Here is a 25,926-nt window from a genome sequence, read left to right as displayed (position 1 = left end):
GCCGGCAATTCCTTGGGGAAAGCCTGACTGCTGCGATGTTGCCACCTACTGGCCGAAAGGTGGCAGAAAAGTGCAGTGGACGAACCTGAACGAACACACTGTGTATGAAAACCCGTGGTTCCGAGTGAACCTCGCCGACGTGGTCCTCCCCGACGGCCGGCACCTGGACCACTTCCTCATCCGGCTGCGGGCCGTCGCGGTCGCGACCGCGGTCAACGAGGAGAACGAGGTGCTGATGCTGTGGCGCCACCGCTTCATCACCGACAGCTGGGGCTGGGAGTTGGCCGCGGGCGTCGTCGAGGACGGCGAGGACGTCGAGACGGCGGCGGCCCGGGAGATGGAGGAGGAGACCGGCTGGCGGCCGGGACCCCTCCGCCACCTGCTGACCGTCGAACCGGCCAACGGCCTGATCGACGCCCGGCACCACCTGTACTGGGCGGAGGGCGCGACCTACATCGGCCACCCCGAGGACGACTTCGAGTCCTCGCGCCGGGAGTGGGTCCCGCTGAAGGTCATCCCGGACCTCATCGCCCAAGGACAGATCCCGGCCGCCAACATGGCGGCCGGACTGCTGATGCTGCACCACATGCGGCTGGGGTAAGCCCCCACGGGTGAGGACCGGGGCGCTCCCGCCACCGCGGTCCGAGCCGAAGCGGCGCGCGCCCGGCTCCTGCTGGGCGCGCGCTCAAGGACTCACGAAGGGGCGTACGGCGCCGTCACGCGTACGGGTAGAAGCCCGCACCCGACTTCCGACCCAGGCGGCCCGCGTCCACCATGCGCTGGAGCAGCGGCGGAGCGGCGTACAACGGCTCCTTGAACTCCGCGTACATCGAGTCGGCCACCGACGCGACCGTGTCGAGGCCGATCAGGTCGGAGAGCTTCAGCGGGCCCATCGGGTGGGCGCAGCCCAGCTCCATGCCGTTGTCGATGTCCTCCCGGCTGGCGATGCCCGACTCGAACATCCGGATCGCGGAGAGCAGGTACGGGATCAGCAGCGCGTTCACCACGAAGCCGGAGCGGTCCTGCGCGCGGATCGCGTGCTTGCCGAGCAGTTGCTGCACCACGGCCTCGGCGCGCTTGATCGTCTCCTCGGACGTCGTCAGGGCCGGGATCAGCTCCACCAGCTTCTGCACCGGGGCCGGGTTGAAGAAGTGGATGCCGATGACCTGGTCCGGGCGTGAGGTCGCGACGGCCAGCTTGACCAGCGGGATGGAGGAGGTGTTGGAGGCGAGGATGGCGTCCGGCCGGGTCACCACCTGGTCGAGGACCTGGAAGATCTCCGTCTTGACCTGCTCGTTCTCCACGACGGCCTCGATCACGAGATCGCGGTCGGCGAACTCCCCGAGGTCGGTGGTGAAGCTCAGCCGGTCCAGCGTCGCGTCCCGCTCCGCCTCGCTGATCTTGCCGCGTTCGGCGGCCTTCGACAGGGAGTTCTGCAACCGGGTGCGGCCGAGCTCCAGCGCCTCACCCGTCGTCTCGGCGACCTTCACCTCCAGGCCGCTGCGGGCGCACACCTCCGCGATGCCTGCGCCCATCTGGCCACAGCCCACCACTCCGACGCGTGCAATGTCGGCCATTGAGTCCGTCACCTCGTGCCTTTCGCTGTTTCCGTGCGGGATCCCCCGTAAGGTTCCGGCGCCCGCCTCGACCCCACGACGTTACTCCGGAACCAGGTGTGGACGGCGGGCAGGGGCGGGCAGGCTTCGGATGCGGAGCGCAACGGAGCGCGACGGAGCGAGAGGGAAACGGGCAGCACATGGGGCGCATCAGCAGAAGAGGGTTCATCGCGACGGCCGGCGCGCTGGCCGGGCTGGCGACGGCCGGGGACGCGGCCGCCACGACGGAGGTCGACGGGCGCAGCGGGGGTACGGGCCGCGCCGCCGAGCGCGCCTTCCGCGGCATGTGGCTGGCGACCGTCACCAACCGCGACTGGCCGTCCAGGTCGGGGCTGACCGCCGACAAACAGCGTTCGGAGCTGATCGCGCACCTGGACACCGCCGTCGCCCGCCGGCTGAACGCGGTCGTCTTCCAGGTCAGGCCGGCCGCGGACGCGCTGTGGCCGTCCCCGTACGAGCCGTGGTCGCAGTACCTGACCGGGGTGCAGGGCAAGGACCCCGGCTGGGACCCGCTGGGCACGGCCGTCACGGAGGCCCACCGCCGCGGTCTGGAACTGCACGCGTGGTTCAACCCCTACCGCGTCGCCACCCACACCGACCCCTCCCGGCTGGCCGCGAACCACCCGGCCCGGCTGAACCCGAGCTGGGTGCTGCCGTACGGCGGGAAGCTGTACTACGACCCGGGCAACCCGGCGGTGCGCTCCTTCGTGCAGGACGCCATGGTGGACGCGGTGCGCCGGTACGACGTGGACGGCGTCCACTTCGACGACTACTTCTACCCGTATCCCGTGGCCGGACAGAGCTTCGGCGACGACCCCACCTTCGCCCGGCACGGCGCCGGCTTCACCGACAAGGCGGCCTGGCGGCGGAACAACATCGACCTGTTGGTCCGGGAGATGTCCGGGCGGATCAAGGACGTGCGGGACGGGGTGTCCTTCGGGATCAGCCCGTTCGCGGTCTGGCGCAACGCGAGCACCGACTCCCGCGGCTCCGACACCCGCGCCGGCATCGAGACCTACGACGACCTGCACGCCGACACCCGGCGCTGGGTCAAGGAGGGCTGGATCGACTACGTCGTCCCGCAGGTGTACTGGAACATCGGCTACGCCGCCGCCGACTACGCGAAGCTGATCCCCTGGTGGAACTCCCTCGTCCGCGGCACCGGCGTGCAGCTCTACATCGGTGAGGCGCTGTACAAGGCCGGTGACCCGGCGCAGGGCGCGCCGTGGCAGGACCCGGCGGAGCTGTCCCGCCACCTGACCCTCGCGAAGGAGTACGCGGAGGTGCGCGGCCACTGCTTCTTCTCGGCGAAGGAGGTGGGCGCCGACCGCATCGGGGCGATGGCGCGCGTGGTCGCCGACCACTATCCGAGCAAGGTGTCGCCGCCGACGTGACGGCCGGGGCGGCGGCGTGCAGGTCAGGCGGGTTGTTCGTGCGGCCGGACCACGGTGTCGGGGCCCGGCGACACCAGGCACTCGTGGCCGTCGTCGTCGAAGCGGACGCGGTACGGCGGAGCGCCGTCCTCGCCCAGCACCTCGACGACCTCGGCGGTCCGGTCGTGGTGGCCCACGGTCCTGCCGTGCACCACAAGCTTGTCGCCCACGTTCGCGTGCATCGGGAGAGACCTCCTCGAAGGCGGGTGGTCCGTGTCCTTCCGAGTCTACGGCGGAGGGTCCGGCGCGCACCTCCACGACCGATCCGGCCGGCTCCCTCAGGCGCGGGCCCGCTGGGTGACCGCGATGCACACCAGCACCGCGACGGCGGCGAGCGGCGCGGCCGGCGCAAGGCTCTCGCCCAGCAGCACCACCGACCACACGAGCGTGAGCAGCGGCTGCGCCAGTTGGAGTTGGCTCGCGCGGGGGATGCCGATCGCGGCCATGCCCCGGTACCAGACGTACAGCCCGAAGAAGGTGGAGACCAGGGCCACCCACACCAGCCCCGCCACCCCCTGCGCCGTCCAGCGCACCGGCTCCTGCGCGAGCGCCAGCACGGAGCCCGTCGCGGCGAGCGGCAGGCACAGCACCAGCGCCCAGCCGATCACCTGCCAGCCCGGCATCGAACGGGCGAGCCGGCCGCCCTCGGTGTAGCCGGCCGCGCACACCAGCAGGGCCGCGAAGAGGTACAGGTCGGGGCCCTGCAGCCGGCCGCCGCTCGCCGCGACGGTGAAGCCGATGACCACGGCCGCGCCGGCGAGCGCCGCGAGCCAGAACGTCCGGGAGGGGCGACGACCGGTGCGTACGGCCGCGAACACCGCGGTCGTCAACGGCAGCAGCCCCACGACCACCGCCGCGTGCGAGGCGGACGAGGACTGCAGCGCCAGGGTGGTCAGGAGCGGGAAGCCCACGACGACGCCGCCCGCGACCACCGCGAGGGAACCCCAGTGGCTTCGCTCGGGCAGCGGGACCCGCAGCGCGAGGAGGAAGCCGCCCGCGACCAGGGCCGCCAGCACGCTGCGCAGACAGACGAGGGACCACGGGCCGAAGGATTCGAGCCCCCACACCGTGGACGGGAAGGTGAGGGAGAAGGCGACGACGCCGAGTGCGGCGAGCAGCAGGCCGCCGCGGGCCGAGCCGTCGGCCGGCGCGGCCGCTGCGGTGGTGACTGTTATCGCCGTAGGGCGAGTAGCGCTATCCTGTGCTGTCATGCAAGAGCGTAGCAGTGTGACTGAGTTGGTGGATAAGCTGAAGAAGGAGCTTGACCACTACTCTCCAGGTGGAAAGCTGCCGTCGAGCAGGGCGCTCGTCGAGCGCTTCCGGGTCTCGCCCGTGACGGTCTCCCGCGCCCTCGCTCAGCTCACCGCGGAGGGGCTCGTCGTCACCCGTCCCGGCGCCGGCGCCTACCGGGCGCAGCCGCGGGCCGAGGTGCCGTCCGCCGGCGACACCTCCTGGCAGGAGGTCACCCTCAGCGCCTCCGTCGCCGGCGAACTCGTGCCCCGCACCGTCGACGCCTCCGGAGTCCTCGCCACCCTCGCCGCGCCCCCCGCCGGCGTCGTCGAGTTCAACGGCGGATATCTGCACCCCGCGCTCCAACCCGAGCGGGCGATGGCCGCCGCCCTGGCCCGCGCAGGGCGGCGCCCCGGCGCCTGGAGCCGCCCGCCCACCGAGGGCCTGCACGAGTTGCGGGAGTGGTTCGCCCGCGGCGTCGGGGCCACCCTCACCGCGGCGGACGCGCTGATCACGGCGGGCGGACAGTCCGCGCTCACCACCGCCCTGCGCGCCCTCGCCCCGCCCGGCGCCCCCGTCCTCGTCGAGTCGCCCACCTACCCCGGACTGCTCGCCATCGCCCGCGCAGCCGGGCTGCGACCCGTACCCGTCCCGGTGGACGCGGACGGCGTGCGGACCGAACTCCTCGCCGCCGCCTTCCAGGCCACCGGCGCCCGCGTCTTCGTCTGCCAGCCCCTCTTCCAGAACCCGACCGGCGCGGTGCTGTCCGCCGCCCGCCGCCCCGAGGTGCTGCGGATCGCCCGCGCCGCGGACGCGTTCGTCGTCGAGGACGACTTCGCCCGGCGGTTGGCGCACGAGGGCTCCGGACCGCTGCCGCGCACCCTCGCCGACGACGACCGGGACGGCGTCGTCGTGCACGTCGGCTCCCTGACGAAGGTCTGCTCGCCCAGCCTGCGCGTCGGCGTGCTCGCGGCCCGCGGCCCGGTGCTGGAACGGCTGCGGGCCATCCACGTCGTCGACAGCTTCTTCGTCGCCCGGCCCCTCCAGGAAGCCGCACTCGAACTCGTCGGCTCACCCGCCTGGAGCCGTCACCTGCGCTCCCTCGCCGGCGAGTTGGCGGCCCGTCGCACCGCGCTGACCGGGGCGCTCGGCTCCGCCCTGCCCGAACTCCTCCTGCCGTACGTGCCGCCGGGCGGCTTCCACTGCTGGCTGCGACTGCCCGAAGGCGTCGACGAGGCCGCCCTCCAGTCCGCCGCACTGCGCGCCGGCGTCGCGGTCGCGGGCGGCCGGCCGTACTTCGGCGCCGAGCCCCCGGCCGGCCATCTGCGCCTGAGCTTCGCCGGGGTGGCCGGCCCCGGCGAGATCGCCGAAGGGGTGCGCCGGCTGCGGACCGCGTACGACGAAGTCCGGGGCTGACGGATGAGGACCGCGTACGACGGAATCCGGGGCTGACGGCTGCGCGACGCGGCTCAGCCGCGGGCGCGCCGATGCGCCGCCACCCGCTCGCGGGTCGCGCACCGCCGCGAGCAGTAGCGGCGCTCCGGCCCGCTGCCCACGGTGAGGAAGACGTTCTCGCAGCTCGACGAGGTGCACACGGCGCCCGGTGGACGCTGGCGGTCCCAGAGGAGGACGGTCAGCGCCAGACACGACGACGCCAAGAGCCACTCGCCCCACGGCGCATCGTCCTGGCCGTCCAGATGCGGATGCCAGGGCGAGGCGCCGTGGTGCGAGGTCAGCCGCAGCGCCCCGGTGCTCCGCGGCAGCAGGGCGTTCAGGGACTCGGCCGCGGCGTCCACGTCCCGGGCGGAGAAGACCGTGCGGAGCTGCTGCGCCGCGGCCCGCATCTCCACCACGTCCCGCTCCGCCAACGCCCCGACGTCCGTCTCGCCGTGCGCCCGCAACACCGCAGCGATCGCATCCGGGGAGGGGGCGTCGCAGCTCAGGGCGTTGACCAGGGCGGCAGTACGGTCCGCCATCGCCTGGACCGAGTGCCGCGCCGACCAGGTTCCGCTCGTGGTGGCCATACCGTCGAACGTACCCCATGTAACGCAACTAGCGAATAATTGAGTTACCTCCGTAACGTGCTGAGCATGTTGAAGCGTTACGGAACCGGGCTGGCGCGCTACACCATCGGCGCGGCCGCGGCCCGCACCGGCGACGAGATGTCCGGCCCCGCCCTGCTGCTCGCCTCCCTCGCCGCCACCGGGTCGGCCGCCACCGCCTCCGCGCTGCTCGCGGGGCTCACCGTCGCCGCCGCCGTCGGCGGCCCGCTGATCGGCGCCCTCCTCGACCGCACCCCCCGCCCCGGCCGGCTGCTCTCCGCCGCGCTCGCCGGCTACGCCGCCGCGCTCCTCGTCGTCCTCGGCTGCCTCGGCCGCGTCCCGACCGCACTCACCCTCGCCATCGCGGTCCTCGCCGGGCTCCTCGGACCGGCCATCGCCGGCGGCTGGACCTCCCAACTGCCCGGGGTCGTCACCCCACGGGCCCTGCCCCGGGCGAACGCGTACGACGCGATGACCTTCAACGCGGCCGGGCTGCTCGGTCCCGCGCTCGCCGGCCTCGCCGCGCACCTCGCCGGCGCGGACGCCGCCGTCGTGGTCTCGGCCGCACTCGTCGCCCTCGCCCTGCCCGTCGCCCTCGCCCTGCCGCCGCGGACCGACCGGAGCGCCACCGACGGCCCGACGGGGTCCATCCGCGCGGACCTGGCGGCCGGATTCCGCGCGATCGTACGGATTGCTCCGCTCGCCCGCGCGACCACGACCTCCGTGATCTCCTGCGCGGGACAGGGCATGCTCATCGCCTGCGCCCCGCTGATCGGACAGCAGGCACTCGGCGGCACCAGCCAGGGCACCGTCCTGCTCTCCGTCGTCGCCCTGGCCGCGCTCGCCACCAACGCCCTGCTCGCCCGCCACCCCGCACCCCTGAGCCCGGACGCGGTCGTCGGCTGGAGCACGGCCGTCCTGGCCCTCGCCCTCGCACTCGCCGCCACCGTCCACCCCGTCGCGCTCCTCGCCGCGGCCGTCCTGCTCGGCGCCGCCGAAGGACCGCAGCTCACCGCGGTGTTCGCGATCCGCCACCGGGAGGCGCCGCACCGCCTGCGCGGCCAGATCTTCACCACCGGTGCGAGCGTGAAACTGAGCGGCTTCGCCGTCGGCGCCGCCGCGGCCGGCCCCCTCGCCACCCGCTCCCTCCCCCTCGCGCTGCTGACCGCCGCAGCCGTCCAACTGCTCGCCCTCCTCTGCCACGCCGCCTGGCGCCGCCCCGACCCGTTCGGCCCTCCCCGGTCGTCCGACGACGCCCCCTCGCGGAGGATCGACGCGCAGGGGGCCACGCAGGCGGGGGCGGACGGGCGCACGGGAGCGGCTGGTGAAGGCTGACGGACCACGCGACCCCGCACGAGAGCGGGCCGGCCTCGACCGACGGCGCTTCCTCGGAGCCGCGGGAGCCGTCGGCGTCGCCGCCGCGACCGCCGCCTGCGACACCTCGGGAAACGGCCCGACCGGGGCCTCCCGGACCACGACCGCGTCCCCGTCAGCCGAAGCCGCCGAAGCCGCCGAGCGCGGCCTGGCCGGCAACGCTGACTGGCAGCTGCGCTCCACCGGCCCGCCCGACGCCGTCGAGGGCTACCCGGACCGCGTCAGCGTCCTGCCGGGGGAGGGGTTCGGCCTGCACGTGTCCACCACGGCACCCGGCTTCACCGTCTCCGCGTACCGCATCGGCTGGTACGACGCGGCCGGCGCCCGCCTCGTCTGGCGCTCGCCCCGCACGGCCGGCCACCGCCAGCCCCCGGGCCGCCTGGACGGCGCCACCCGCACCGTGCGCGCGGACTGGGCGCGCACCATGGACGTGGCCACCGAAGGCTGGCCGCCGGGCGCGTACCTGCTGCGGCTGGACGCGGAGAACGGCCACCAGCGCTACGTCCCCCTCGTCGTCCGCTCCCCGAGCGCCGCGGGGCGCACCGTCGTGATGCACGCCGTAGCCACCTGGCAGGCGTACAACACCTGGGGCGGCCACGACCTCTACCGCGGCGAGGACGGCGCGTACTCCTCCCGCTCCCTCGCCGTCACCTTCGACCGGCCCTACGCCCTGGACGGCGCGGAGAAGTTCCTCGTCTACGAACGGGCCCTCGTCGTCCTCGCCGAACGCCTCGGCATCCCGCTGGCGTACACCACCGGCGCAGACGTGCACGCCGACCCGGCCGCGCTGCGCGGCGCCACCGCGGTGCTCTCCCTCGGCCACGACGAGTACTGGACGCCGCAGCAGCGGCAGCACGTCACGGCGGCCCGCGACGCCGGCGCCAACCTCGCCTTCCTCGGCGCGAACACCTGCTACCGCCGGGTCCGACTGGAGGACGCCGCCCCGGGGAACCCCCGCACCGTGGTCTGCTACAAGACCGCCTACCAGGACGACCCCTACTTCGCGTCCCACCCCGACCTGCCGACGAACGACTTCCGCCAACCGCCCGCCGCCGACCCCGAGTCCCCGCTCACCGGAGTCCTCTACGAGGGCTACCCCACCGACGCCCCCTACGTCGTGCACGCCCCCGACCACTGGCTCTTCGCCGGGACCGGGGTGCGCGCGGGGGACCGCTTCGACCACCTGGTCGGCGTGGAGTACGACCGCGTCACTCCCGGCGCGCCCACCCCGCGACCGCTGGAGATCATCGGCCACTCGCCCCTGGTCTGCAACGGACGCCGCAGCCACGCCGACTCGGCCTACTACACGGCGGCCAGCGGCGCCGGCGTCTTCGCCACCGGGACGATGCGCTGGGTCGAAGGGCTGATGGCGGGGACGCGGGAGAACGGCCGCAACCACGGAATGGACGCCCGCACCGGCGCCTTCGTCACCCGCACCACCGAGAACCTGCTGCGCGCCTTCGCCGAGGGCCCGGCCGCCACCGCCCGACCGCAGCCCAGGGACAACGTCGCGGCGGTGTACGCGACCTGAGCCGGCGCTTCCCGTCCCGTCCGCACGGTCCGCGCCGTGCGCTCCGGGGCCTACGGCCGGCGCACCACCAGCCGGGACACCTCGTACGACATCTCCGAGACCCCCGCAGCCGGCGCCGGGTGGTAACGCCCCGCGCACACCGAGAGGTTCACGATCAGATACGCCCGCCAGCGCCGACCCACGCCCCGGTGGTCGTCGTACACCCGCTGTCCGTTGACCCACCACACGACCGACCGCGCCCCCAACTCGACCGTCAGGTCCACCCAGGCACCGGGCCCGATCGCCGGGTCCCGGTGGTAGCGCTGGCCCCCGCGCACCCGGTTCGACAGCTCCAGCAGGTCCGGATTGTCCGGGTGGTACTCGAAGACGTCGACCTCCTGGCCTCCGTCCGCCCACGTCCAGATCGCCGGCCACGCCCCCATCTCCGTCGGCAGCCGCACCCGCGCCTCCAAGACGTCGCCGGCGCGCAGCGCGAAGCCCTCGTCGCTGCCCTCCGTGGTGAGCAACCCGGCGTCCCACAGGCCGTCCGGCCGCAAGGTGGCCCGGAAGACCCCGCCCCGGCTGTAGGCGGGGTCGGCCACCAGGTGATCCAGCTTGTTGTCCCCCGGATTGACCGGTCCGCCGCCCGGGTACGCCCAGGAGCGCCCGGCCACCCACTGCGTGCTCGACGCGAAGTCCGCGGTGAAGACCGGATCCCCACCGCCCGGCCCTGCCCCGCCCCTCCCGCCCCACTCGCTCCATCGCCGTCTGAGCCTGCCCAGTCCGTCGAGGAATCCCGCCAACACGACCCACCTCCCGGCACGGGCGCTCTCGCACCGGGTTCTGCCCGTGCCCGGTGCACCCATGCCGGAATCTTCACTGCATGACACGAAATGGTGACACCGTGATTTGGCGGCGCGGGATAGAGAAGCCCGGGCCGGCGTGCTGGCCGGACGGAGGCTCCGAGGGCTGACCCATTCGGGTGATTGCATAACACTGCGGTGCTGCGTATAGTCATGCCATGGTTGAGGAGGGTTCAATGGCGGGTTCGACAGTGCTGCGAGCGGCAGTGGCCGGCGCCAGCGGCTATGCGGGCGGGGAGCTGCTGCGGCTGCTGCTCGTGCATCCGGGCGTCGAGATAGGCGTGCTCACCGGCCATGCGAATGCGGGGCAGGCGCTGGGCGGTCTCCAGCCGCATCTGCTGCCGCTCGCCGATCGGGTGCTCCAGCCGACGACGAGCGAAGCGCTCGCCGGGCACGACGTGGTGTTCCTCGCGCTGCCGCACGGCCAGTCCGCCGCAGTCGCCGAGCAGCTCGGTGACGCGGCCCTGGTCATCGACATGGGCGCCGACTTCCGGCTGGAATCGGCCGTCGCATGGGAGAAGTTCTACGGGTCGGCGCACGCCGGGACCTGGCCGTACGGGCTGCCGGAGCTGCCCGGCGGGCGGAGCGCGCTCATCGGCGCGCGGCGGATCGCGGTGCCCGGGTGCTACCCCACCGCGGTGTCCCTGGCGCTCTTCCCGGCCTACGCGGCGGGGCTCGCCGAGCCCGAAGCCGTGATCACCGCGGCCTCCGGCACCTCGGGGGCGGGCAAGGCGCCCAAGCCGCATTTGCTGGGGTCCGAGGTCATGGGCTCCATGAGTCCGTACGGGGTCGGCGGCGCCCACCGCCACACCCCCGAGATGGTGCAGAACCTGAGCGCGGTCGCCGGAGAGCAGGTCACGGTCTCCTTCACGCCCACGCTCGCCCCCATGCCCCGCGGCATCCTCGCCACCTGCTCGGCGAAGGCCAAGCCGGGCACCACGGCGCAGACCGTCCGCGCGGCGTACGAGAAGGCCCTGGCCGAGGAGCCGTTCGTCCATCTGCTGCCCGAGGGCCAGTGGCCGGCCACCGCGTCCGTCTACGGCTCGAACGCGGTGCACATCCAGGTCGCGTACGACGCCGCGGCCGACCGGATCATCGCCATCAGCGCGATCGACAACCTCACCAAGGGCACCGCGGGCGCCGCGGTGCAGAGCATGAACATCGCCCTCGGACTCCCCGAGGAGACCGGGCTGTCCACGATCGGCGTGGCCCCGTGACCGCCCGCCCGTCCCGTTCCGCGGGCCCCCGGGCCACGGCGGTCACCACGGGGACAGCCACCACCGAGACCACCGTCATCACCGTCATCGAGACCACCAGCGCGACAAAGGAGACCCAGTGAGCGTCACCGCAGCGCAAGGATTCACCGCCGCGGGCATCGCGGCCGGAATCAAGGAGAGCGGCGCCCCGGACCTGGCCCTCGTGGTCAACACCGGCCCCCGCCGCGCCGCCGCGGGCGTCTTCACCTCGAACCGCGTCAAGGCCGCCCCCGTCCTGTGGTCCGAGCAGGTGCTGAAGAGCGGCCGGGTCACCGCCGTGGTGCTCAACTCCGGCGGAGCCAACGCCTGCACCGGCCCGAAGGGCTTCCAGGACACCCACGCCACCGCCGAGAAGGTCGCCGAAGCCCTCGGCGGACACAACTCCGGCGAGGTCGCCGTCGCCTCCACCGGGCTGATCGGGACCCTGCTCCCGATGGAGAAGCTGCTCCCCGGAGTCGACACGGCCGTCGCCCAGCTCAGCGAACACGGCGGCGAGAAGGCGGCCATCGCCATCAAGACCACCGACACCGTCCACAAGACCTCGGTGCACCAGGGCGGGGGCTGGACCGTCGGCGGCATGGCCAAGGGCGCCGGCATGCTCGCCCCGGGCCTCGCCACCATGCTCGTCGTCCTCACCACCGACGCCGACGTGGACTCCGCCACCCTGGACCGCGCCCTGCGCGACGCCACCCGGGTCACCTTCGACCGGATCGACTCCGACGGCTGCATGTCCACCAACGACACCGTGCTGCTGCTGGCCTCCGGCGCCGCCGGCACCACCCCCGGCTACGACGACTTCGCCGCCGGCGTCCGGGCCGTCTGCGACGACCTCGCCCGTCAGCTCATCGGCGACGCCGAAGGCGCCTCCAAGGACATCCGCATCGAGGTCATCGGCGCCGCCACCGAAGCCGACGCGGTGGAAGTCGGCCGCTCCATCGCCCGTAACAACCTCCTGAAGTGCGCCATCCACGGCGAGGACCCGAACTGGGGCCGGGTGCTCTCCGCCATCGGCACCACCGGCGCCGAGTTCGAGCCCGACCAACTCAACGTCGCCATCAACGGCATCTGGGTCTGCAAGAACGGCTCCGTCGGCGAGGACCGCGACCTCGTCGACATGCGCTTCCGCGAGGTCGCGATCACCGCCGACCTCGCCGCCGGCACCGAGTCCGCGGTGATCTGGGCCAATGACCTCACCGCCGACTACGTCCACGAGAACAGCGCGTACAGCTCATGAGCGACCACAAGAACCCGCCCCGCAGCCCCGGCGCCGCCAGCACCCGGAAGCACACCGCGCTGCCCAAGGCGCAGACCCTCATCGAGGCCCTGCCCTGGCTGACCCGTCACTACGGCAAGACCGTCGTCATCAAGTTCGGCGGCAACGCCATGGTCGACGAAGACCTCAAAGCGGCCTTCGCCCAGGACGTCGTCTTCCTGCGCCACGCCGGCCTCCGGCCCGTCGTCGTCCACGGCGGCGGCCCACAGATCACCGCCCAACTCGACCGGCACGGGCTGGAGAGCGAGTTCAAGGCGGGCCTGCGCGTCACCTCGCCCGAGGCGATGGACGTCGTCCGCATGGTGCTCGCCGGCCAGGTGCAACGCGAACTCGTCGGCCTCCTCAATGAACACGGCCCGCTCGCCGTCGGCATCACCGGCGAAGACGGCCACACCATAACCGCCACCCAGCACCGGCCGACGATCGACGGCCAGCCCGTCGACATCGGCCGCGTCGGAGAGATCAGCGCGATCGACACCGGAGTCATCACCGCGCTCCTGGAGGACGGCCGGATCCCCGTCGTCTCCTCGATCGCCCGCGCGGAGGACGACGGACATGTCTACAACGTCAATGCTGATACGGCGGCTGCGGCACTCGCTGCGGGCCTGGGCGCGGAGACGCTGATGGTCCTCACCGACGTCGAGGGGCTGTACGAGGACTGGCCGCACAGCGACGAGGTGATCAGCAAGCTCACCGCCTCCGAACTGGAGAAGCTCCTCCCCGAACTCTCCAGCGGCATGGTCCCCAAGATGGAGGGCTGTCTGCACGCGGTCCGCAACGGCGTCACCACCGCACGCGTCATCGACGGCCGGGTACCGCACTCCATCCTGCTGGAGATCTTCACCGACTCGGGAATCGGCACGATGGTCGTGCCCGACGGACAGGCGCCGGCCGGCGCCAAGGGGGACCAATGACGAACCAAGAACACGTCCAGCGCTGGCAGGACGTCATGACCGACAACTACGGCACCCCGGCCATCGCCCTCACCGACGGAGCAGGCGCCACCCTCCGGGACGCCGACGGCACCACGTACACCGACTTCGTCGGCGGCATCGCGGTGAACGCCCTGGGCCACGCCCACCCCGCGGTCGTCGAAGCCGTCACCCGTCAGATCTCCTCCCTCGGCCACGTCTCCAACCTCTTCGTTGCCGAGCCCGCCGTCGCCCTCGCCGAACGGCTCGTGCAGCTCGCCGGCCGCCCCGGCCGCGTCTTCTTCTGCAACTCCGGCGCCGAAGCCAACGAAGCCGCCTTCAAGATCGGTCGACTGACGGGCCGTCGGCACATGGTCGCCACCCAGGGCGGCTTCCACGGCCGGACCATGGGCGCCCTCGCCCTCACCGGACAGCCCGGCAAGCAGGAGCCGTTCCTGCCGCTGCCCGGCGACGTCACCCACGTGCCGTACGGGGACGTCGAAGCGCTGCGCGCCGCGGTCACCGAAGAGACCGCCTTCGTCATCATCGAGCCCATCCAGGGCGAGAACGGCGTGGTCACCCCGCCCAAGGGATATCTGACCGCAGCACGGGAGATCACCCGGGCCACCGGCACCCTCCTCGTCCTCGACGAGGTCCAGACCGGCATCGGACGGACCGGCCACTGGTTCGCAGCCCAGGCCGAGGGCGTCGAAGCCGACGTCGTCACCCTCGCCAAGGCCCTCGGCGGCGGACTGCCCCTCGGCGCCACGCTCGTCTTCGGCCCGGCCGTCGACCTGCTGAAGCCCGGTCAGCACGGCACCACCTTCGGCGGGAACCCGGTTGCCTGCGCCGCCGGACTCGCCGTCCTGGACACCATCGCCGCGGAGGGGATCCTCGACGAGGTCAAGCGGCTCGGGGAGAAGATCCGCGACGGCGTGGAATCCCTCGAACACCCGCTGGTCTCCCATGTCCGCGGTGCCGGACTGCTGCTGGGTATCGTGCTCAGGAAGCCGCTCGCACCCCAGGTGCAGAAGGCGGCTCAGAGCGCCGGGTTCCTGGTCAACGTCCCCGCCCCCGATGTCGTACGGCTGATGCCGCCCTTGACGATCGGTGAGGAGGCGGTGGACGCGTTCCTCCAGGCACTGCCCGGCGTGCTGGACGACGCGGAAGGACGGAACGGGGAATGAGACGACGATGACCGAGGCGCGAGACACAGCGGCACAGCAGGCGCGTGACGAACAGGCGGCCACCGTGGCGGCCGGGCAGCCGGCCGACGCGGGCGGCCCCGCGGTTCCGCACACCAGAATGGCCCGCCACCGCCGGATCGTGGACATCCTCAACCGGCAGCCCGTGCGGTCCCAGAGCCAGCTCGCCAAGCTGCTCGCGGACAGTGGCCTGAGCGTCACCCAGGCGACGCTCTCCCGGGACCTCGACGAGTTGGGCGCGGTCAAGATCCGCAACACCGGCGGCGAGCTGATCTACGCCGTGCCCAGCGAAGGCGGCTTCCGCACGCCGCAGGCCCCGCTAGGGGAGTCCGCCAAGGAGGAGCGGATGCGCAGACTCTCCGGCGAGCTGCTGATCTCCGCGGAAGCCTCGGCGAACCTGGTCGTCCTGCGGACCCCGCCCGGTGCCGCACAGTTCCTCGCCTCGGCCATCGACCAAGCGGAGCTGCGGGCCATCCTCGGCACCATCGCCGGGGACGACACCCTGCTGCTGATCAGCCGGGACCCCCAAGGCGGGCAAGCCCTCGCCGACCACTTGCTGCGGCTCGCCCAGCGGGCCCGCTGACCGCAGCACTTCACGGCCCCACGGCTGACCCCCTCAATACCGGGTCAGGGCCGTGGGGCCGGACTCCGTCCCGATCGCGATGTGCGGGCGACGCCCCGGATCCGCCCACGCCAGGATCCGGGCCATCGCGGCGGCCGGCACGGAAACGCACCCGGCCGTCGCCCCCGCACCGTTCACATGCAGAAAGATCCCGGCGCCCCGGCCGCGCACCGGCCGGTCGTAGTTGAAGCCGATGACCAGCGCACGGGCGTACTGGGCGCCGTAGTCCACCAGACGCTCCGACTCGGTCGCCCGACAGTCCGCCGGCAGGTCCTCCACCCAGCGGTTGTACGCCCGGGACTCGTTGTCCTGACACCACCAGGACCGATCGGTCACCGGACGGTACGCGTACCGGGTGCCCGCGGGCGGCGCTGCGATGCCGAAGGCGTACGGCAGCGCGTACAGCCCCGTCGGCGTGGTGGACGTCCCCTGGACCCGGGCCGCGCCCTCGGTCAGCCCGTTCGCGCCGAAGCGGGCCGGCGTGGACCCCACCTCCCGCCACCGACCGTGCGACCCGCGCTCCCACCAGGTCACCCGGCCCGTGGTGGATCCGACCTCCGCGGCCTCGGCGGTGATCAACTGGCTGCCGCCGCCCGTGTCCACCATCCGATGGGGCAGCGGCGGCGCCGTGGGCGCGGGCCGTGGTGCGACGGCGACGGTACCGGCGGCGAGCAGCAGCAGGGCGGAGCCCAGGGCGAGACGGTGGCGCATGACTGCGACCGTACGCACGCCCCGTCCCACGCGCCCCCGGGAGTGCTCCGTACGCGCCGCAAGCGCCGCCCCGTACCGCTGCGCCCGGCCCACGCCCCGCGGCGGTCCGCCCGCAGACGCTCTCGGCCGCGTCCATCCGGGACGTTGACGAAACATGCGGAGTGATGCATACTTATGCCATCGCAGGATGCACCGTAAGGAGAAACTCGTGGCCGAGCGCGTCGTACTCGCCTATTCGGGCGGTCTGGACACCTCCGTCGCCATCGGTTGGATCGCCGAGGAGACGGGCGCCGAGGTCATCGCCGTCGCCGTGGATGTCGGCCAGGGCGGCGAGGACCTGGACGTCATCCGCAAGCGCGCGCTCGCCTGCGGTGCCGTCGAAGCGGAAGTGGCGGACGCCAAGGACGAATTCGCCGAGGAGTACTGCCTCCCGGCGATCAAGGCCAACGCCCTGTACATGGATCGGTATCCGCTGGTGTCGGCCCTCTCCCGGCCCACCATCGTCAAGCACCTGGTCGACGCCGCCCGTAAGCACAACGCCGGCATCGTTGCCCACGGCTGCACCGGCAAGGGCAATGACCAGGTCCGGTTCGAGGCCGGCATCACCGCCCTGGGCCCCGACCTGAAGTGCATCGCCCCCGTGCGGGACTACGCCATGACCCGGGACAAGGCGATCGCCTTCTGCGAGGAGAAGCAGCTCCCGATCGCCACGACGAAGAAGTCCCCCTACTCCATCGACCAGAACGTCTTCGGCCGGGCCATCGAGACCGGCTTCCTCGAAGACATCTGGAACGCGCCGATCGAAGACATCTACGAGTACACGGCGAACCCCGCCGAGGTCCGCGAGGCCGACGAGGTCGTCATCTCCTTCAAGGCGGGCGTCCCGGTCGCCATCGACGGCCGGCCGGTGACGGTCCTCCAGGCCATCCAGCAGCTGAACGAGCGGGCCGGCGCCCAGGGCATCGGCCGGATCGACATGGTCGAGGACCGGCTCGTCGGCATCAAGTCCCGCGAGGTGTACGAGGCCCCGGGCGCGATTGCGTTGATCACGGCCCACCAGGAGCTGGAGAGCGTCACCGTCGAGCGCGAGCTGGCGCGGTACAAGCGGCAGGTCGAGCAGCGCTGGGGCGAGCTGGTCTACGACGGCCTGTGGTTCTCCCCGCTGAAGCGCGCGCTGGACGGCTTCATCAACGAGGCCAACGAGCACGTCACGGGCGACGTCAGGATGACCCTCCACGGCGGCCGGGCCGTCGTCACCGGTCGGAGGTCCGAGGAGTCGCTCTATGACTTCAACCTCGCCACCTACGACTCCGGCGATACCTTCGACCAGTCGAAGGCCCAGGGCTTCATCGAGATCTTCGGACTCTCGGCGAAGATCGCCGCCCGGCGGGACCTCCAGGGCTGAGCCGGCCCCAGATGCCGTTGTGGCGCCCGGGGCTCCGGTGCACGGCGTGACCCGGGGCGTCCCGAGTCGTTTCACCGGCCGTCTCCCCGCTCGCTGCGCGGCGGGGGGACGGCCATACATCCATCTGCATGAGGAGCTTGAAAGCTGTGAGCAGCAACAACGGTGACGTCCGGCTCTGGGGCGCTCGGTTCGCAGACGGGCCGGCCGAGGCGCTGGCGAAGCTGTCCGCCTCCGTCCACTTCGACTGGCGGCTCGCGCCGTACGACATCGCCGGATCCCGCGCCCACGCCCGAGTGCTGCACAAGGCGGGGCTGCTCACCAGGGACGAACTCACCCGGATGATCGCCGGGCTCGACCAACTCGCCGCGGACGTCGCCGACGGCTCCTTCACCGGCACCATCGCCGACGAGGACGTCCACACCGCGCTGGAGCGCGGTCTCCTGGAGCGCCTGGGCCCCGACCTCGGCGGCAAGCTGCGGGCCGGCCGCTCGCGCAACGACCAGGTGGCCACCCTCTTCCGGATGTACCTCCGAGACCACGCCAGGATCATCGGCGGACTGATCGCCGAGCTTCAGGACGCCCTCGTCGGGCTGGCCGAAGCCCACCCGGACGTCGCCATGCCGGGCCGCACCCACCTCCAGCACGCCCAGCCGGTGCTCTTCGCCCACCACGTCCTCGCGCACGTCCAGGCGCTCTCCCGGGACGCCGAGCGCCTGCGGCAGTGGGACGAGCGCACCGCCGTCTCGCCCTACGGCTCCGGGGCGCTGGCGGGCTCCTCGCTCGGCCTCGATCCGGAGGCCGTCGCCGCCGACCTCGGCTTCGAGCGGGGCTCCGCGGGCAACTCCATCGACGGCACGGCCTCCCGTGACTTCGTGGCGGAGTTCGCCTTCATCACCGCGATGATCGGGGTGAACCTCTCCCGGATCGCCGAAGAGGTCATCATCTGGAACACCAAGGAGTTCTCCTTCGTCACCCTCGACGACGCCTTCTCCACCGGCTCGTCGATCATGCCCCAGAAGAAGAACCCGGACATCGCCGAACTGGCGCGCGGCAAGTCCGGCCGGCTCATCGGCAATCTCACCGGTCTGCTGGCGACGCTGAAGGCGCTGCCCCTCGCGTACAACCGCGACCTCCAGGAGGACAAGGAGCCCGTCTTCGACTCCTGCGACACGCTGGAAGTCCTGCTGCCCGCATTCACCGGCATGATGGCCACCCTCACGATCCATCGGGAGCGCATGGAGGAGCTGGCCCCGGCCGGCTTCTCGCTGGCGACGGACATCGCGGAGTGGCTGGTCAAGCAGGGGGTGCCGTTCAGGGTCGCCCATGAGGTCGCGGGGGAGTGCGTCAAGGAGTGCGAGGCGCACGGCATCGAGCTGGACCAGCTCACCGACGAGCAGTTCGCCAAGATCTCCGACCATCTGGCGCCCGAGGTGCGCTCCGTGCTGAACGTCCCCGGTGCCCTCGCCGCCCGGAGCGGTCGGGGCGGCACCGCGCCCTCCGCCGTGGCGGTGCAGCTCGCTGAGGTCAAGGCCGACCTGGTGACCCAGCACGCCTGGGCCACCGCCAAGCTCTCGTAGGCCGACCCCTGCCCCGTAGAAGACCGGCCCCTACCCCGTAGGAGAACCGCACGGCATCCCGTTCGCCGCCGCCCGCACTCGTGGGCGGCGGCGAACTGCTTTCCTCTGCTCTCATCTGCGCGATGAGACATTTGTGTCTCACTTGGGGTACCGTCGTCTCATGACGGTCGATCGTGAACAGGTTCTGCGGGCTGCTGCCACCCAGCTCTCCCGGAAGCCGACCGCGACCATGGACGAGGTCGCCAAGGCCGCCGGCATCGGGCGGGCCACCCTGCATCGGCACTTCGCCGGACGGGAGCCCCTGGTGCGGGCGCTGGAGGAACTGGGCCTGCGCGAGATCGAGGCGGCCATGGAGGCCGCCCGGCTCGACGAGGGCAGCGCGGCAGACGCCTTGCGTCGGCTCGTGGCCGAGTCCCAGAGCTGCGCCGGGCTCCTCTCCTTCCTGATCAGCGAGCACCAGCTCTTCGAGGGAGAGGTCAACGAAGGCTGGGACCGGTGCGACGCCCGCATCTGCCGGCTGGTCCGGCGCGGTCAGGAAGAGGGCGTGTTCCGGATCGACCTCACGGCGGCCTGGATCACCGAGGCGCTGTACGGGCTGATGAGCGCGTACGCCTGGTCGGTGATGGCGGGCCGGGTCGCCGCCAAGGACTACTCGTACATGATCGCCGAGATGGTGCTCGGCGGTATCACCAGACGGAGCGTGCAGAAATGACCAGTACCGACCAGTTGGCGAAGGGGTCGACCGTGAAGGCGCCCGGCCGCTGGCTCGCGCTGGCTGTCCTGGTGCTGGCCGTGTTGCTGGTGGCGGTCGACGCCACCGTGCTCGGCCTCGCCACCCCCTTCCTGAGCGAGGACCTGAAGCCGTCCGGCACCCAGCTGCTGTGGATCGGCGATGTGTACTCGTTCGTCATCGCGGGTCTGCTGATCTCGATGGGCAGCCTCGGCGACCGGATCGGACGCAAGAAGCTGCTGCTCACGGGTGCCGTCGCCTTCGGCGCGGTCTCCGTGATCAACGCCTATGCGTCCAGCCCGGAGATGATGATCGTCGCCAGGGCGCTGCTCGGTGTCGCGGGTGCCACCCTGATGCCGTCCACCCTGGCCCTGATCCGGAACATCTTCGACGACCCGAAGGAGCGCAGTTTCGCGGTCGGCATCTGGGCCGCCGCGGCGTCCGCCGGTGCCGCCGTCGGTCCCGTGGTCGGCGGTTTCCTGCTGGAGCACTTCTGGTGGGGCTCGGTCTTCATGATCAACCTGCCCGTGATGGCCCTGCTGGTGATCGTCGGCAGCAAGCTGTTGCCGGAGTCGCGCAATCCGAACCCGGGCCCGTGGGACCTGGCGAGCGTCGCCCTGTCGCTGATCGGCATGGTCGCCGTGGTGTACGCGATCAAGGAGCTGGCGATCCACGGCGTCGGCACGGTGGCCCTGCTGGTCGGCGCCGTCGGTGCGCTGGCCCTGACCTGGTTCGTACGCCGACAGTTGACGCTGCCCTCGCCGCTGCTGGACGTGCGGCTGTTCCGGCACCGCGGCTTCTCCGGCGCGGTGCTGGCGGATCTGCTGACCATCCTCGGCCTGTCCGGTCTGGTCTTCTTCCTGTCGCAGTTCCTCCAGTTGGTGCAGGGCCGCACCCCGCTCCAGGCGGGTCTGATCGAACTGCCCGCGGCGATCGGTGCAGTGGTCGCCGGTCTGCTGGCCGGCCGCGTGGCCCGGCGCACCTCCGTGCGCGGCACGGTGGCCGTGGGGCTCACCGCCCTGGGCACGGCGCTCGGCGCGGGCACCCTGCTCACGGCGGGCACCAGCGCGGCGGCGCTCGGCGTGGGGCTCCTCCTGGGCGGTCTCGGCGCGGGACTGGCGTTCACCGTGACGGCGGACGTGATCCTCTCCAGCGTGCCCAAGGAGCAGGCGGGCGCGGCGTCCGCGGTGTCCGAGACGGCGTACGAACTGGGCGCGGCCCTCGGCATCGCCGTCCTGGGCTCGGTCGTCACCAGCGCCTACCGCGACTTCACCGCCCCGGCCGGCGTGCCGTCGGACGCGGTGGAAGCGGCCCGGGACTCGCTCGGCGGCGCGGCCGAGGCGTCGGCGGCGCTGCCGCAGGAGCAGGCCGCCGCGCTGCTGGAGGCGGCGCGCGGTGCCTTCACCGACGGCTTCCACATCGCCGGTGCGGTCGGTGCCGTGGTGTTGATCGCCACCGCGGTCACGGCCTGGTTCCTGCTGCGGGGCCAGCGCCTGGCGGACGGCGTCGAGCACCCCTGATGCGCCAGCGCAGTCGGTAGCGCACGAAGAAGGCCGGGCCCGAGATTCGGGCCCGGCCTTTCGGCGTGTGCGGTGCTTACGCCGCCTCCTTGGCCTTGGTGGCGTACATGTCGACGTACTCCTGCCCGGAGAGGGTCATCACCTCCGCCATCACCGAGTCGGTGATGGCCCGCAGGACGTAGCGGTCGCGGTGCATGCCGTCGTAGCGGGAGAACTCCATGGGCGTGCCGAAGCGGATCGCCACCCGCCCCGGGCGCGGCAGCCCCGTGCCGCCCGGCTGGAGCTTGTCGGTGCCGATGACCGCGAACGGGACGACGGGGGCCCCGGTCATCAGGGTGAGCCGGGCGATTCCGGTGCGTCCTCGGTACAGCCGTCCGTCGGGGGAGCGGGTGCCCTCCGGGTAGATGCCGAAGACCTTGCCCTCCTCCAGCACCCGACGCCCGGTCATCAGCGCGGCCACGCCGCCGTTCGCGCCGTCCCGGTCGACCGGGATCATCCCGACGCCGGTGAAGAACCACGCCATCAGCCGGCCCTTGACGCCCTTGCCGGTGACGTACTCGTCCTTGCCGATGAAGTACACCGGGCGCGAGCAGACCAGCGGCAGCACCATCGAGTCGATGAAGGTGAGGTGGTTCCCGGCGAGGATCACCGGACCGGAGCCCGGGATGTTCTCCACGCCCTCCACGCGCGGACGGAACATCAGACGCAGGACCGGTCCTAGGACGGCCTTGATGAGCGACAAGCGGGACAACGGGGCCTCCGAAGGCGACCTGGTTCGGCGAGCGGTCTCGGTGCGGTCTGTGCAGGTGAGGACGATACTCGCGGGTCGACCTTCCCTGCACATCGGGTTCACACACCGGATGCACGGTGTTGATCCCTGTTCGCACGGTGTTCGCCCCGGGGCTTCCCAGCGGTACGCATGGCTTCCTAGCGTCGGCCCCGCCCGGCGCGCCGCCGGGCGACGCAACCCCGCCCCGGGCCCGTGCCCGGTGCGGAACCGGCCACGACGTGGAGGAATCGCGATGACACAGAGCCCGGAAGGTCGACACGCGGAAGGACGACCCGGACGGCGCACGCTGCTCGGCGCGGCGGTGCTGGGGACGGCGGCGGTCGGCGCGGGCGCCGCGTCGGCGCACGCGGCGGGGCGCGGCGGCACGGACCGGGGCCGGCCGCACGGCTCGTACCGCGACCTGCCGCACCCCACGGTCATTGCGCACCGGGGCGCCAGCGGCTACCGGCCCGAGCACACCATCGGTGCGTACCAACTCGCCCTCGACATGGGCGCGCACGTCATCGAGCAGGACCTGGTGCCCACCAAGGACGGCCATCTCGTCTGCCGTCACGAGAACGACATCACCGGCACCACGGACGTGGCGGACCGCCCCGAGTTCGCCGCCCGGCGCGCCACGAAGTCGATCGACGGCACCTCCATCACGGGGTGGTTCACCGAGGACTTCACCCTTGCCGAGTTGAAGACGCTGCGCGCCAAGGAGCGGATCCCGGGCACCCGCCGCGACAACACGCTGTACGACGGCCGCTGGGCGGTCCCCAGCTTCGAGGAGGTGCTGCGCTGGGCGGAGCAGGAGGGGCGCCGCCGGCGGCAGCCGGTGTGGCTGCACGTGGAGACCAAGCACCCCAGCTACTTCCGGGGGATCGGGCTCGGTCTTGAGGAGCCGTTGGCGAAGCTGCTGCGGCGCTACGGCCGCGACCGCAGGGACGCGCCCGTCTTCCTCCAGTCGTTCGAGCCGAGCAGCATGCAGCGGATGGCCCGACTGGTGTCCGCGCCGCGCGTGGTGCTGCTGTCCGGCGCCAAGACCCGGCCGTGGGACTTCGTCGAGGCGGGTGACCCGCGCACGGTGGCGGACCTGATCACGCCCCGGGGGCTGGCGTGGATCGCGTCGTACGCGCAGGGCATCGGGCCGACGCTGGACCTGGTGATACCGAAGGGGGCCGACGGCCGCCTGGGGGAGCCGACCGCGCTGGTCGCCGACGCCCACCGGCAGAAGCTCATCGTCCACCCGTACACCCTGCGGAACGAGAACACCTTCCTGCCGGTCGACTTCCAGCGCGACCACGATGCGGCGCCGGGGGTGGACCCGAACGCGTACGGGGACGTCTTCGGCGCGTACCGCCGCTACTTCGCGACGGGCATCGACGGCATCTTCACCGACCATCCGGACACCGGGCTGCTGGCCGCGGCCGAGGTCCGCGACTGACGCGGGGCCCGCGGCCGGACGGCGGACGCGTTCGGCCGCGGTGGCGGTCGGTTGACCGGGCTTCCCCGTACGGGTGAGTCGGCCGCCGGGCCGCAACCCCGGCCGGCGCCGGGCACGTCCCGTCGGGCATGACGCCGAGACAAGAGGGGCGGGCGCGGCCCCCGTTCGCGGACGCAGCGGTGGGCGCGCTGCGCCCGCTGGTGGTGGCGGAGGCGCGGGCCGAGGCGCCCGGTGCGGACGTCGAGCCCGGGGACCTGGAACAAGCCGTGTGGGTGCGGCTGCTGGAGCGGCTCGACGGGGCCGGGCCGCCGCCGGACCCGGCCCGTTGGGTGCGTTCTGCGGTACGGGCCGAGGCGCGCCGGGCCCGGCGCAGGGCCGCCCGGGAGCGCCCGCTCGCCCTCGACGTCGGCCCTGACGGGCCGTGGGATCCCGGCGGCGGCCCGGAGGCGGCGGCCCTCCGCGCGGAACGTCGCCGCGCGGTCCGGGCCGCCGTCGCCCGTACGCCCGGTGGCTGTCCGCGCCTCTTGGCTGCGATGTTGTCGCCGAAAGACCCCACTTACCGCGAAATCGCAGGAGAGTTGGGTATCTCACAGGGAAGTCTAGGACCCATGCGTTCCCGTTGCCTGGGATGTCTGCGCAGAATGCTCGCGGCGGGGGTTGCGGCTCCTGAACATGGGGGAATGCACAGCGGTAGGCAACCGGAATGAACAGTTGAGCGGGAGGCGTGCGCACATGGGCATGAGCGTGACCATCTCAGCGGCGCGAGCGGAGGACGCGGAGCGGATCCTCAAGCTCCAGTACCTGTGCTACCAGTCCGAGGCGGAGTTGTACGGCGACTACGCCATCGAACCGCTCACCCAGTCGCTGGACGAACTGCGCGCGGAGATCGCGCAGGGGCACGCGCTGGTGGCCCGCCTCGGCGACGAGGTGGTGGCGTCCGTGCGCGGCCGGTTGGACGAGACCGGCACCGCTCGGATCGCCAAGCTGATCGTGCACCCGCGGATGCAGCGCCACGGCCTCGGCGGCCGGCTGCTCGCCGCGATCGAGTCGCACTTCGCCGACGCGGCGGCCGCCCGCAAGTTCCAGCTCTTCACCGGTCACCGCAGCGACGGGAACCTCCGCCTGTACCGCAGCCACGGCTACGTGCCGGTGGCCCGCGAGGAGGTCGGCCCCGAGCTGACCGTGGTCACCCTGGAGAAGGAGAGCGCCAGCACGGCGTTCGTCGCCAGCGCTTGAGCGACGTCCGCGGGTGCGGTTGGTCTCTGCGGCCTGTTGGTGGGCTTGTCGCGCAGTTCCTCCCCCTGTGCCCTGCGGGCACGGGGGCACCCCCTCAGCGCCCCCCAACCCCCTGCCTCCAGCCCACAGGCAAGTGACGGGGGCAGCGAAACAGGGGCGCAGGGAACTGCGCGACCAGCCACAACGTACGTGCAGGGACCTCCCCGCGGTGTTACGGCGGAGTTGTCCAGGGGTGCAGCGGCCCCGCACCCTCTGGGCGCTGGGGGAGGGACTGCGCGACCAGCGCACCACCAGGCCGCAGAGGTCAACCGCGCCGCAGGGGAGCCGCGGCTACTGCGCGGTCGGGGTCGAGCGGGCGCGCCGGAGCCAGATCATGCCGGTGACCGGCAGCAGGACCGGGATGAAGACGTAGCCCCAGCCGTAGCCGGACCAGACCGTGGAGTCGGGGAAGGCGCCGGGGTCCAGCACCGTCCAGGTGCCCACGATCAGCACGCCGGCGAGCTCCGCGGCGCAGCACACCAGCGCCGCCCTGCGGGCCGTCTCCCCGCCGCGGACCAGGGTGTACGTGATGAACGCGTACACCGCGGCGGCGACCGCGGAGAGGCTGTGCGCGAGCGGGGCGCTGTCGAAGTCGGTGAGGACGTGGAAGAGGGAGCGGGAGACCGCGCCCACCGACATCACCCCGTACAGCCAGACCAGCAGCACGCCGGGGCCCTGCACCAGCTTGCCGTTCCCGCCGTCGGTCTTGCCGTTCCCGCCGTCGGTCGCGGTGTCGGCGGCGTCGGGGGTGGAAGCGGGGGTGGGTTCGGTCATCTCAGCCTCCCCAGATGTCGATGAGTCGCACTTCGAGCACGGCGAGGAGGACCCCGCCGGCCGCGACGGTCGCCGAGCCCCAGCGGGTCCGCTCGGCCAGCGAGAGCACGCCCGCCGCCGGCACGGTCGCGAACGAGCCGATCAGATACGCCACGAAGATGGTCGAGCCCTGGTCCGGCTCCCCGCCCTGCGCCAGCTCGACGATGCCCACCACCAGCTGCACCAGCGCCAACAGCGACACCACGGCCATGCCGATGAAGTGCCAGTCCTTGGTGGGTTGGTCGCGGTAGGCGGCGTAACCGCACCAGGCGGCGAGGGCGAGCGCGGTCACGCAGATCGCGATCGTGAGGGCGTCGAGCATGGCCCCGAGCGTATTACGGCCC

At 72.4% G+C, this 25,926-nt stretch carries 27 protein-coding genes; 18 read left to right on the top strand and 9 right to left on the bottom strand.

The window, feature by feature from the left end:
• Positions 1-70 precede the first annotated feature (70 nt).
• Complete coding sequence (locus tag ACH4E8_RS25540) at positions 71-601, top strand: NUDIX hydrolase (RefSeq protein WP_361958917.1); 531 nt, start codon at positions 71-73, stop codon at positions 599-601.
• Positions 602-716: 115 nt separating this feature from the next.
• Here the strand turns inward: ACH4E8_RS25540 and ACH4E8_RS25535 are convergent, their stop codons facing one another.
• Complete coding sequence (locus ACH4E8_RS25535; protein ID WP_398452040.1) at positions 717-1,577, bottom strand: 3-hydroxybutyryl-CoA dehydrogenase; 861 nt, start codon at positions 1,575-1,577, stop codon at positions 717-719.
• Positions 1,578-1,756: 179 nt separating this feature from the next.
• On the opposite strand from ACH4E8_RS25535, the gene ACH4E8_RS25530 reads away from it, so the two are divergent.
• Positions 1,757-3,010: a glycoside hydrolase family 10 protein gene (locus ACH4E8_RS25530; protein WP_398452038.1), complete on the top strand. Its 1,254-nt coding sequence runs from the start codon at positions 1,757-1,759 to the stop codon at positions 3,008-3,010.
• 23 nt (positions 3,011-3,033) lie between these two features.
• Here the strand turns inward: ACH4E8_RS25530 and ACH4E8_RS25525 are convergent, their stop codons facing one another.
• Positions 3,034-3,231 carry a DUF1918 domain-containing protein gene (locus ACH4E8_RS25525; RefSeq protein ID WP_398452035.1) on the bottom strand — a complete coding sequence of 66 codons (198 nt, stop codon included), beginning with the start codon at positions 3,229-3,231 and terminating at the stop codon, positions 3,034-3,036.
• Positions 3,232-3,327: 96 nt separating this feature from the next.
• Entirely contained in the window at positions 3,328-4,260 is a 933-nt protein-coding gene (locus ACH4E8_RS25520; RefSeq protein ID WP_398452032.1) for a DMT family transporter, read from the bottom strand.
• Here ACH4E8_RS25520 and ACH4E8_RS25515 point away from each other — a divergent pair.
• Complete coding sequence (locus ACH4E8_RS25515; RefSeq protein WP_398452030.1) at positions 4,259-5,695, top strand: PLP-dependent aminotransferase family protein; 1,437 nt, start codon at positions 4,259-4,261, stop codon at positions 5,693-5,695. The two genes, ACH4E8_RS25520 and ACH4E8_RS25515, sit on opposite strands and share 2 nt — an antisense overlap.
• 53 nt (positions 5,696-5,748) lie before the next feature.
• On the opposite strand, the gene ACH4E8_RS25510 is transcribed toward ACH4E8_RS25515, so the two are convergent.
• Positions 5,749-6,303, bottom strand: a complete 555-nt coding sequence (locus tag ACH4E8_RS25510) for a CGNR zinc finger domain-containing protein (RefSeq protein ID WP_398452027.1) — start codon at positions 6,301-6,303, stop codon at positions 5,749-5,751.
• Between the two features lie 66 nt (positions 6,304-6,369).
• On the opposite strand from ACH4E8_RS25510, the gene ACH4E8_RS25505 reads away from it, so the two are divergent.
• A complete protein-coding gene (locus ACH4E8_RS25505) occupies positions 6,370-7,656 on the top strand; it encodes an MFS transporter (RefSeq protein WP_398452024.1) in 1,287 nt (428 codons plus the stop codon).
• A complete protein-coding gene (locus ACH4E8_RS25500) occupies positions 7,646-9,226 on the top strand; it encodes a N,N-dimethylformamidase beta subunit family domain-containing protein (protein ID WP_398452021.1) in 1,581 nt (526 codons plus the stop codon). The genes ACH4E8_RS25505 and ACH4E8_RS25500 overlap by 11 nt, the downstream gene beginning before the upstream one ends.
• Positions 9,227-9,276: 50 nt before the next feature.
• On the opposite strand, the gene ACH4E8_RS25495 is transcribed toward ACH4E8_RS25500, so the two are convergent.
• Complete coding sequence (locus ACH4E8_RS25495; RefSeq protein ID WP_398452550.1) at positions 9,277-9,879, bottom strand: beta-glucanase; 603 nt, start codon at positions 9,877-9,879, stop codon at positions 9,277-9,279.
• Between the two features lie 365 nt (positions 9,880-10,244).
• On the opposite strand from ACH4E8_RS25495, the gene argC reads away from it, so the two are divergent.
• Genes argC through ACH4E8_RS25465 form a run of 6 tightly spaced genes read left to right on the top strand, consistent with a single transcriptional unit; the run spans position 10,245 to position 15,296 of the window.
• Positions 10,245-11,285, top strand: coding sequence for an N-acetyl-gamma-glutamyl-phosphate reductase (gene argC, locus ACH4E8_RS25490; RefSeq protein ID WP_398452018.1), 1,041 nt, complete (start codon positions 10,245-10,247; stop codon positions 11,283-11,285).
• Positions 11,282-11,407, top strand: a complete 126-nt coding sequence (locus tag ACH4E8_RS25485; protein ID WP_398452015.1) for a hypothetical protein — start codon at positions 11,282-11,284, stop codon at positions 11,405-11,407. Before argC ends, ACH4E8_RS25485 begins: the two co-directional genes overlap by 4 nt.
• Positions 11,404-12,558 (top strand): bifunctional glutamate N-acetyltransferase/amino-acid acetyltransferase ArgJ, encoded by a 1,155-nt coding sequence (gene argJ, locus ACH4E8_RS25480; RefSeq protein ID WP_398452012.1) that lies wholly within the window; start codon positions 11,404-11,406, stop codon positions 12,556-12,558. Before ACH4E8_RS25485 ends, argJ begins: the two co-directional genes overlap by 4 nt.
• The gene (gene argB, locus ACH4E8_RS25475; protein ID WP_398452009.1) at positions 12,555-13,511 is read left to right on the top strand and encodes an acetylglutamate kinase; all 957 of its coding nucleotides are present in this window, start codon (positions 12,555-12,557) and stop codon (positions 13,509-13,511) included. Before argJ ends, argB begins: the two co-directional genes overlap by 4 nt.
• Positions 13,508-14,695: an acetylornithine transaminase gene (locus ACH4E8_RS25470; RefSeq protein ID WP_398452006.1), complete on the top strand. Its 1,188-nt coding sequence runs from the start codon at positions 13,508-13,510 to the stop codon at positions 14,693-14,695. Before argB ends, ACH4E8_RS25470 begins: the two co-directional genes overlap by 4 nt.
• 7 nt (positions 14,696-14,702) lie before the next feature.
• The gene (locus ACH4E8_RS25465; protein ID WP_398452003.1) at positions 14,703-15,296 is read left to right on the top strand and encodes an arginine repressor; all 594 of its coding nucleotides are present in this window, start codon (positions 14,703-14,705) and stop codon (positions 15,294-15,296) included.
• 33 nt (positions 15,297-15,329) lie between these two features.
• Here the strand turns inward: ACH4E8_RS25465 and ACH4E8_RS25460 are convergent, their stop codons facing one another.
• Complete coding sequence (locus tag ACH4E8_RS25460; protein WP_398452000.1) at positions 15,330-16,046, bottom strand: L,D-transpeptidase; 717 nt, start codon at positions 16,044-16,046, stop codon at positions 15,330-15,332.
• Between the two features lie 208 nt (positions 16,047-16,254).
• Here ACH4E8_RS25460 and ACH4E8_RS25455 point away from each other — a divergent pair, with 208 nt between their 5' ends.
• From ACH4E8_RS25455 to ACH4E8_RS25440, 4 genes are all read left to right on the top strand, one after another.
• Positions 16,255-17,451, top strand: a complete 1,197-nt coding sequence (locus ACH4E8_RS25455) for an argininosuccinate synthase (RefSeq protein ID WP_398451998.1) — start codon at positions 16,255-16,257, stop codon at positions 17,449-17,451.
• Positions 17,452-17,597: 146 nt separating this feature from the next.
• A complete protein-coding gene (argH, locus tag ACH4E8_RS25450; RefSeq protein ID WP_398451995.1) occupies positions 17,598-19,028 on the top strand; it encodes an argininosuccinate lyase in 1,431 nt (476 codons plus the stop codon).
• 160 nt (positions 19,029-19,188) lie between these two features.
• Positions 19,189-19,740: a TetR/AcrR family transcriptional regulator gene (locus ACH4E8_RS25445; RefSeq protein WP_398451992.1), complete on the top strand. Its 552-nt coding sequence runs from the start codon at positions 19,189-19,191 to the stop codon at positions 19,738-19,740.
• Positions 19,737-21,278 (top strand): MFS transporter, encoded by a 1,542-nt coding sequence (locus ACH4E8_RS25440; RefSeq protein WP_398451989.1) that lies wholly within the window; start codon positions 19,737-19,739, stop codon positions 21,276-21,278. Before ACH4E8_RS25445 ends, ACH4E8_RS25440 begins: the two co-directional genes overlap by 4 nt.
• A 76-nt stretch (positions 21,279-21,354) precedes the next feature.
• Here ACH4E8_RS25440 and ACH4E8_RS25435 read toward each other — a convergent pair whose 3' ends face one another.
• Positions 21,355-22,020 (bottom strand): lysophospholipid acyltransferase family protein, encoded by a 666-nt coding sequence (locus tag ACH4E8_RS25435; RefSeq protein ID WP_398452548.1) that lies wholly within the window; start codon positions 22,018-22,020, stop codon positions 21,355-21,357.
• A 280-nt stretch (positions 22,021-22,300) separates the two neighbouring features.
• Here ACH4E8_RS25435 and ACH4E8_RS25430 point away from each other — a divergent pair, with 280 nt between their 5' ends.
• The 3 genes from ACH4E8_RS25430 (at position 22,301) to ACH4E8_RS25420 (ending at position 24,730) form a co-directional block, all read left to right on the top strand.
• Positions 22,301-23,494: a glycerophosphodiester phosphodiesterase gene (locus ACH4E8_RS25430; RefSeq protein WP_398451986.1), complete on the top strand. Its 1,194-nt coding sequence runs from the start codon at positions 22,301-22,303 to the stop codon at positions 23,492-23,494.
• A gap of 128 nt (positions 23,495-23,622) precedes the next feature.
• The gene (locus ACH4E8_RS25425) at positions 23,623-24,201 is read left to right on the top strand and encodes a sigma-70 family RNA polymerase sigma factor (RefSeq protein WP_398451984.1); all 579 of its coding nucleotides are present in this window, start codon (positions 23,623-23,625) and stop codon (positions 24,199-24,201) included.
• Positions 24,202-24,226: 25 nt separating this feature from the next.
• The gene (locus ACH4E8_RS25420; RefSeq protein WP_398451981.1) at positions 24,227-24,730 is read left to right on the top strand and encodes a GNAT family N-acetyltransferase; all 504 of its coding nucleotides are present in this window, start codon (positions 24,227-24,229) and stop codon (positions 24,728-24,730) included.
• A 330-nt stretch (positions 24,731-25,060) separates the two neighbouring features.
• Here the strand turns inward: ACH4E8_RS25420 and ACH4E8_RS25415 are convergent, their stop codons facing one another.
• The gene (locus ACH4E8_RS25415; protein ID WP_398451978.1) at positions 25,061-25,543 is read right to left on the bottom strand and encodes a hypothetical protein; all 483 of its coding nucleotides are present in this window, start codon (positions 25,541-25,543) and stop codon (positions 25,061-25,063) included.
• A gap of 1 nt (position 25,544) precedes the next feature.
• On the bottom strand, positions 25,545-25,904 hold the full coding sequence (locus tag ACH4E8_RS25410) for a hypothetical protein (RefSeq protein ID WP_398451975.1): 360 nt from the start codon (positions 25,902-25,904) through the stop codon (positions 25,545-25,547).
• Positions 25,905-25,926: the final 22 nt, after the last annotated feature.

The organism is Streptomyces sp. NPDC017979, assembly GCF_044328175.1.
Lineage (GTDB): Bacteria > Actinomycetota > Actinomycetes > Streptomycetales > Streptomycetaceae > Streptomyces.
Note: the sequence above shows the minus strand (reverse complement) of the source record. Positions and strands in the feature narration are given on the sequence as shown.

Coding starts and splice junctions, on each gene's coding strand:
- ACH4E8_RS25425 (WP_398451984.1), top strand. CDS start 23,623: ATGACGCCGAGACAAGAGGGGCGGGCGCGGCCCCCGTTCGCGGACGCA.
- ACH4E8_RS25420 (WP_398451981.1), top strand. CDS start 24,227: ATGGGCATGAGCGTGACCATCTCAGCGGCGCGAGCGGAGGACGCGGAG.
- ACH4E8_RS25410 (WP_398451975.1), bottom strand. CDS start 25,904: ATGCTCGACGCCCTCACGATCGCGATCTGCGTGACCGCGCTCGCCCTC.
- ACH4E8_RS25510 (WP_398452027.1), bottom strand. CDS start 6,303: ATGGCCACCACGAGCGGAACCTGGTCGGCGCGGCACTCGGTCCAGGCG.
- ACH4E8_RS25415 (WP_398451978.1), bottom strand. CDS start 25,543: ATGACCGAACCCACCCCCGCTTCCACCCCCGACGCCGCCGACACCGCG.
- ACH4E8_RS25520 (WP_398452032.1), bottom strand. CDS start 4,260: ATGACAGCACAGGATAGCGCTACTCGCCCTACGGCGATAACAGTCACC.
- ACH4E8_RS25505 (WP_398452024.1), top strand. CDS start 6,370: ATGTTGAAGCGTTACGGAACCGGGCTGGCGCGCTACACCATCGGCGCG.
- ACH4E8_RS25445 (WP_398451992.1), top strand. CDS start 19,189: ATGACGGTCGATCGTGAACAGGTTCTGCGGGCTGCTGCCACCCAGCTC.
- ACH4E8_RS25440 (WP_398451989.1), top strand. CDS start 19,737: ATGACCAGTACCGACCAGTTGGCGAAGGGGTCGACCGTGAAGGCGCCC.
- ACH4E8_RS25535 (WP_398452040.1), bottom strand. CDS start 1,577: ATGGCCGACATTGCACGCGTCGGAGTGGTGGGCTGTGGCCAGATGGGC.
- argB (WP_398452009.1), top strand. CDS start 12,555: ATGAGCGACCACAAGAACCCGCCCCGCAGCCCCGGCGCCGCCAGCACC.
- ACH4E8_RS25470 (WP_398452006.1), top strand. CDS start 13,508: ATGACGAACCAAGAACACGTCCAGCGCTGGCAGGACGTCATGACCGAC.
- ACH4E8_RS25515 (WP_398452030.1), top strand. CDS start 4,259: ATGCAAGAGCGTAGCAGTGTGACTGAGTTGGTGGATAAGCTGAAGAAG.
- ACH4E8_RS25430 (WP_398451986.1), top strand. CDS start 22,301: ATGACACAGAGCCCGGAAGGTCGACACGCGGAAGGACGACCCGGACGG.
- ACH4E8_RS25465 (WP_398452003.1), top strand. CDS start 14,703: ATGACCGAGGCGCGAGACACAGCGGCACAGCAGGCGCGTGACGAACAG.
- ACH4E8_RS25460 (WP_398452000.1), bottom strand. CDS start 16,046: ATGCGCCACCGTCTCGCCCTGGGCTCCGCCCTGCTGCTGCTCGCCGCC.
- argC (WP_398452018.1), top strand. CDS start 10,245: ATGGCGGGTTCGACAGTGCTGCGAGCGGCAGTGGCCGGCGCCAGCGGC.
- ACH4E8_RS25530 (WP_398452038.1), top strand. CDS start 1,757: ATGGGGCGCATCAGCAGAAGAGGGTTCATCGCGACGGCCGGCGCGCTG.
- ACH4E8_RS25525 (WP_398452035.1), bottom strand. CDS start 3,231: ATGCACGCGAACGTGGGCGACAAGCTTGTGGTGCACGGCAGGACCGTG.